The 6308-nt window shown below is 54.8% G+C and carries 6 protein-coding genes; all 6 read left to right on the top strand.

All coding sequences use genetic code 11. From position 1 onward, the window contains the following. Positions 1-376: 376 nt before the first annotated feature. A complete protein-coding gene (gmd, locus tag HCZ87_RS19110; RefSeq protein WP_167646449.1) occupies positions 377-1495 on the top strand; it encodes a GDP-mannose 4,6-dehydratase in 1119 nt (372 codons plus the stop codon). An 8-nt stretch (positions 1496-1503) separates the two neighbouring features. Continuing rightward, positions 1504-2442 carry a GDP-L-fucose synthase gene (locus HCZ87_RS19105; RefSeq protein WP_303048862.1) on the top strand — a complete coding sequence of 313 codons (939 nt, stop codon included), beginning with the start codon at positions 1504-1506 and terminating at the stop codon, positions 2440-2442. Between the two features lie 216 nt (positions 2443-2658). Next, positions 2659-3606: a glycosyltransferase family A protein gene (locus HCZ87_RS19100; protein WP_167646447.1), complete on the top strand. Its 948-nt coding sequence runs from the start codon at positions 2659-2661 to the stop codon at positions 3604-3606. 2 nt (positions 3607-3608) lie between these two features. Then, positions 3609-4406 (top strand): NAD(P)-dependent oxidoreductase, encoded by a 798-nt coding sequence (locus HCZ87_RS19095; protein WP_167646445.1) that lies wholly within the window; start codon positions 3609-3611, stop codon positions 4404-4406. Next, positions 4399-5172, top strand: coding sequence for a glycosyltransferase family 2 protein (locus tag HCZ87_RS19090; protein WP_167646428.1), 774 nt, complete (start codon positions 4399-4401; stop codon positions 5170-5172). Before HCZ87_RS19095 ends, HCZ87_RS19090 begins: the two co-directional genes overlap by 8 nt. Continuing rightward, positions 5169-6308 (top strand): DegT/DnrJ/EryC1/StrS aminotransferase family protein (locus HCZ87_RS19085; RefSeq protein WP_167646426.1); only part of this gene is annotated, 1140 nt, incomplete at its 3' end. The genes HCZ87_RS19090 and HCZ87_RS19085, both read left to right, overlap by 4 nt.

The following is a 6308-nucleotide window of genomic DNA, read 5'->3' as shown; positions in this document are numbered from 1 at the left end:
CATCGGAATCTCCTCGTTCATCCTGCCGAGAAAATTCTACTTCCGCATCCCCTTAAGATCGGGGGGGATTACCACCCTAGCTCCGCATGAAGTTCCTTCAGTCATAGCGGGTACGCATTGGTTCGTTGCATCACCTTGGGGCGCGCGGGAAACGCGGTGGGCAGCAGTGCTTCAGTGACGCTGCGATCCAAACAACCTGACATTGAAGGTCATGTTTGGTATGCCTGTCACAGAGGCCATCGGATAAGTCCGTCTCAGGCGTGGAGAAGTCTGCTCCGCAGCTGATTTGCGCAACAAAGCCATGTGCATGAAGAAATTTTAAATAAACTCCTTGGTATCATGGCGCGCGAGCTACTGCCTGATGGAAGGACGAAACATGAAAAAAGCGCTGATCACCGGGGTTACCGGCCAGGATGGTTCTTATCTGGCGGAACTTCTTCTGGAGAAAGGCTACGAGGTGCATGGCATCAAACGCCGCGCCTCGCTGTTCAACACCGACCGGATTGACCACATCTATCAGGATCCGCATGCCGAACAGGCGCGGTTCAAGCTGCACTATGGTGATCTGACCGATACCTCGAATCTGACTCGCATCCTACAGGAAGTGCAGCCTGACGAGGTCTATAATCTGGGCGCGCAGTCCCATGTGGCGGTCTCATTTGAAGCGCCGGAGTATACCGCCGATGTGGACGCCATGGGCACCCTGCGCCTGCTCGAGGCGATCCGCTTTCTGGGACTGGAGGAAAAGACCAAATTTTATCAGGCCTCCACTTCGGAGCTTTATGGTCTGGTGCAGGAGACGCCGCAGCGTGAAACCACGCCGTTTCACCCGCGCAGCCCGTATGCGGTGGCCAAGATGTATGCCTATTGGATCACGGTGAACTACCGCGAAGCCTATGGTGTCTATGCCTGCAACGGCATCCTCTTCAATCACGAGAGCCCGCGCCGCGGCGAGACCTTCGTGACCCGCAAAATTACCCGCGGATTGGCCAATATCGCCCAAGGGTTGGAGCCCTGTCTCTACATGGGCAACATCGATTCCTTGCGCGACTGGGGCCATGCCAAGGACTATGTGCGGATGCAGTGGATGATGCTGCAACAGGAGGTGCCGGAGGATTTTGTCATCGCGACAGGCGTGCAGTATACGGTGCGCGAATTCATCTCTTGGGCGGCGGCCGAGCTGGGCCTGCACCTTGAATTCTCCGGCAAGGGCGTCGATGAGGTAGCCACAGTGGCCGCGATCACCGGTGACAAGGCTCCGGCACTGAAGGTGGGCGATATTGTGATGCGCATTGATCCGCGCTATTTCCGCCCGGCTGAGGTGGAAACCCTTTTGGGGGATCCCACCAAGGCAAAAGAAAAACTGGGCTGGGTGCCGGAAATCACTGCGCAGGAGATGTGTGCCGAAATGGTGGTCGAGGATCTGAAAACCGCCCGCCGTCACGCATTCCTCAAGGAGCACGGCTATGATCTGCCGGTCTGTATCGGGGAATAAGCAGCGTCATGACATCTGATTTGGCTTTCGACCTGCGTGGCAAGCGCATTTTTGTGGCCGGCCATCGCGGCATGGTCGGCGGGGCCGTCGTGCGACGCCTGGCGCGGGAGGATTGCGAGGTGCTGACCGCCAGCCGGGCCGAGCTGGACATGGTGGACCAGGCCGCCGTGCGGGCCTGGATGCAGGAAATGCGCCCGGATGCCATCATTATGGCGGCGGGCAAGGTCGGCGGCATCAAGGCCAATAGCGAATATCCGGTGGATTTCCTTTATCAGAACATGATGATCGTGGCGAATGCGGCCGAGGCGGCGCATCGGGCCGACGTTGCGCGGTTCCTCTTCCTCGGCTCCTCCTGCATCTATCCCAAACTGGCGCCGCAGCCGATCCCGGAGGCCAGCCTGTTGACCGGCCCTCTCGAGCCCACCAACGAGTGGTATGCGATCGCCAAGATCGCCGGCATCAAGCTGATGCAGGCCTATCGCCAGCAATATGGCCGCGACTGGATTTCGGCGATGCCCACGAACCTGTATGGGCCGGGAGACAACTACGATCTGACCACCTCACATGTTTTGCCCGCACTGCTGCGCAAGTTCCACGAGGCAAAAGTTGCTGGTGCTGCGCAGGTTGAGCTGTGGGGCTCTGGCACGCCTTTGCGCGAATTCATGCACTGCGACGACCTCGCGGATGCGCTGGTATTCTTGTTGGGGCAATATTCAGGTCACGAGCACATTAATGTCGGCTCAGGCATCGAGGTCTCGATCCGCGGGCTGGCAGAAACCATCGCCCGTGTAGTGGGGATTGAGGCGGAGTTGGTTTTTGACACCAGCAAACCAGACGGAACCCCGCGCAAGCTGATGGACAGTGGCAGACTGCACGCTATGGGCTGGAATAATGTCCGATCCCTAGAGGAAGGCATCGCCGATGCCTATCGGGACTTTTTGGGGTAAGGCCAGGGGGCGCCGAGGGGCACACCCATCCATCGCCGTCCAAATTTGTTAGCAATCACTCAGCCTGATACCGCCATTTCAGCAGGTTTGATACCGGAAGAGGCCGGTCTATCTTGGTAGTTCTCGCATTGGGTTAACCTCGATTTAATCCAATAGAGATTATCTCAAACTGTCGCGACCTGCGCGGCACGCTACACACTCCTGGATAGGTATATTATGCGCCTCAAGTCTCACAATCTGCCAGACCATACGCAGCCCAACCGCCCGGAGGTTACTGTATTCTGCGCCGTATGGCATAAACAGCCGGACAAGTTGGAGCTACTCCGGTCGCATTGGGAGAATCTGAAGCGGCAAACAATACCGGTTGAGCCATGTTATATCTTTGACAACGGTGACACTGCTCCCGATTGGCTGGATGCACCATGGCACAGCTTTTCTGATCCGCTCACGATCTATGAAGCCTGGGCGGCAGGGGTGGCCTTGGCGCGGACGCGCTATGTGATGAATCTCAATATGGATGATCGGTTGGCCAATGAAGGCGCTCAACTATTGTTGGGCTTCATCAAGCAGAACAATGTGGCCCTTGTTGGCGGGGAGTGGCTGATTTGCTTCGATCACGCATTCCAAAAACAGTCATTTGGCATCGCAGACCCGGCGCAGACCGTTTTTCGGCCGGCTTGGCCCCCCGAGAAGACCGAGAACCTTCGGTTGGGAAGCGGCCTCGGCGAGCGCGGTTCATTTGGCCCCGCGACCATGTGGGACCTGACAAAGACTCAACGCTGGTATCCAAGCTATTTTGGCAACAAAGACCCGATTTTATCTATCGGCGACGCCATTTTCTGGGAGTATGTAAAAAAACTGGGTGTGGGCACGGGGCGTCTTCCTTACCTAATAGGGCGCTACTACTCCTCGCCCGACGCGCAGGCAGAATTCCGTTCACATGACGATGACGCACAGTTTGTGAAACACGGTGTGCATTCCGTGTCGTTTGCGCAGATGATACCCGAAAACCACAAGATTGACTTGCAAGAGTTGACGCCATCGAAACCTGTGGCAGAGCGTTCTTCCCCCCCGCGCAACAACATCGAGGCTCAAAGCCACGCTCTCGCCAAGAACTATATGACGATCTTTGGCAAGACGCCCGTTGAGTTTAGGCCCAACTGACGATGGTGAAACGTATATATATTACGGGCAGCGGTGGCATTCTTGGACGTCACGTTTTGGCGGCTATCGCGCAATTTGCACCCGATGCGGAGGTGATCCGCAACACCGCGGATCTCACCAATCTGTCGACAATTTCACAAGACATTGACGCAGCTGGCCCATTGGATTTGGTTATTCACCTGGCTGCACTTGTAGCTGTTGCGGATGTGACCAAAGATCCGGCACGGGGGTTCGCCGTCAACGCGGCAGGGACCATCAATCTGCTTGCGGCATTGGGCTCGTCTCCTGCACGATTGTTGCAGTGTTCCACGGGACATGTCTACGCACCGCAAGACACTCCAATAGCCGAATCCCAGACGACAGAGCCGCTTTCGCTTTATGGGAAAAGCAAATTGCTTGGCGAGCAGGCTGCGCGCGAAATCTGCGCCGAGACCGGGCGTTCGATCTGCGTGGCACGGCTTTTCTCGATCCATGATCCCCAACAACAAGGCAGCTATTTGCGCCCCACGCTGGAGCGCCGTTTCGCGTCTCATGACCCGGAACAACCGTTCGAACTCCATGGTGCGGACGGTCTGCGCGATTTCCTGACCGCGAAAGATGCCGCTCGTCTTCTGGTGCGACTGGCACTCACCGATGCAGAGGGCGTCGTCAATGTGGGCTCAGGTCAGCCAATCACCGTTGCCGACTTCGCACGAGAAATCGCCCCATTTCCTGTAAAAATCAAAAGCATAGGCACGTCAAATAACGTGTTTCCGGACATCTCGCTTTTGAAAAAATATCTTGGAGCTTCAAATGTCTAAGACCGTATCAATTGTTATCCCGACATTCAACCGGGCGGACATGTTGCCCAAGGCCATCGAAAGCGCTTTGGCGCAAACCTATCCATGTGAAGTCATTGTTGTCGATCACGGCTCTACGGACAACACCCCCGAAATTGTCGCGAGATATGAAGACAAGGTGACTTATGTCCGCCGCGAGCGGGATTTTGGCCCTCACTTTTGCTGGCTCGAAGGGGTACTCCACGCGAATGGCACATATGTGCACTTGCAATATGACGACGATTGGATTGCAAGCAACTTCATCGAAAAATGTATCAGCGTAATGGGCGATGACGTTGGGTTCGCCTTTACCGGAGCTGAAGTTGTCGACGACCAGAGTGGCAAACAAATGATGACGCAGTTTCTGGAATGGCTTCCAGAAACAGGTATTTTTGAAGCCCATCAAGCGGAGGACCGCATTGTCGGTTCTCTCATCTCTCCCGGCGCAGCACTTTTCAGGAAACAAGTCCTTATCGATGCGCTCTATCAAGGAGGGTTGCCTCTGCAGAAAAGCGAATATCACGGTGTGGGCCCGGACATTTTCGCATCACTCCTGTCCATGCTGCGATATCCGAAGATAGGTTTTGTAAAGGAGCCTCTGGCAAGTTTTCGTGCACATGACGGCAGCATCACGATTGACGCGTTGAAGGATCAGGAAAAGAAGACGAAAATTGCTGCGGCCTACAATGAGGTGCGCGCCTACTACGTCGAGTTGAAAGCAATGCAAATGGTTCGAGCCGCGCAATGACGGATATTAGCAATACAGTAAAACCGGTTTTTCTGGCCGAAGAGACAATCTCCCAAAGCGATCTTGAAGCGACTGCGGAGTGGATGTTGGCTGGCAACAGGCTCACAAAGGCCGGGCTCACCACCCAGTTTGAACTTGAATTTGCGCGATGGATGAACTGCGAATACGCCGTGTTCGTGAACTCCGGATCTTCGGCGAACTTGTTGATGATCTATGCCGCGAAAGAGGCGGGCCGCCTGCGGAACAACAAGGTAATCGCGCCTGCGGTAAGCTGGGTGACGACAGTTTCACCTCTGATGCAGCTGGGGTTCGATGTGCGACTGTGCGACTGCGATGCGGAAAATTTGGGTCTCGATCTGGACCACCTTGAAGAGTTGTGCCGCACGGAGGCTCCGTCACTGTTGATCCTGGTACATGTCCTCGGACATGCCAACCACTTGCGCGCAATCAAGGAGATCTGTGATCGGTATGGGGTCGTCCTCCTCGAAGATAGCTGCGAAGCACTCGGTTCCACTTTTGAAGACAGGAAATTGGGTTGTCATGGATTAGCCGGCAGTTTTTCTTTCTACTATGGGCATCACATCTCTACAATTGAAGGTGGAATGGTTGTCACCGACGACGCTGATTTACACCAGATCATGCTTTCCCTGCGTTCTCATGGCTGGAGCCGAGATCTGAACCCAGAACTGCAGACCGGCTTGCAAAAACAGCATGGCATTGATGATTTCAGAAATCTCTATACCTTCTATCATGCAGGGTTCAATCTTCGATCAACCGACCTGCAAGCCTTTATCGGTCTGCGCCAGATCGAAAAGCTGGACAAAATCTGTGACGTGCGTCGTCGAAACTTTAACGCCTATGCAGAGCAGCTCCCGGATTTTTATTGTCAAAAGAGCTCCACGGGTCTGCTCTCGTCTTTTGCCTATGGAACACTTGTTGAAAATCGCATCGAAGTATCCAAGATACTGAAATCCGAGAACATAGAATGCCGCCCTCTCATTTGCGGAAATATCGCTCGGCATCCATTTTGGATCCGCTCCTATGGAGAGCAAATCCTGCCAGAGGCTGATATCATACACGACTATGGTATTTATCTTCCCAATCATCACAATCTAAGCGCAGAGGATGTTGCCCGC

Origin of the sequence: Phaeobacter sp. HF9A, assembly GCF_011806385.1 — a bacterium.
Taxonomy (GTDB): domain Bacteria; phylum Pseudomonadota; class Alphaproteobacteria; order Rhodobacterales; family Rhodobacteraceae; genus Epibacterium.
This window is presented reverse-complemented; position numbering and strand designations above follow the sequence as displayed.

Excerpts from the sequence above, each read along its gene's own strand:
- gmd (WP_167646449.1), top strand. The coding sequence starts at position 377 with ATGAAAAAAGCGCTGATCACCGGGGTTACCGGCCAGGATGGTTCTTAT.
- HCZ87_RS19105 (WP_303048862.1), top strand. The coding sequence starts at position 1,504 with ATGACATCTGATTTGGCTTTCGACCTGCGTGGCAAGCGCATTTTTGTG.
- HCZ87_RS19100 (WP_167646447.1), top strand. The coding sequence starts at position 2,659 with ATGCGCCTCAAGTCTCACAATCTGCCAGACCATACGCAGCCCAACCGC.
- HCZ87_RS19095 (WP_167646445.1), top strand. The coding sequence starts at position 3,609 with ATGGTGAAACGTATATATATTACGGGCAGCGGTGGCATTCTTGGACGT.
- HCZ87_RS19090 (WP_167646428.1), top strand. The coding sequence starts at position 4,399 with ATGTCTAAGACCGTATCAATTGTTATCCCGACATTCAACCGGGCGGAC.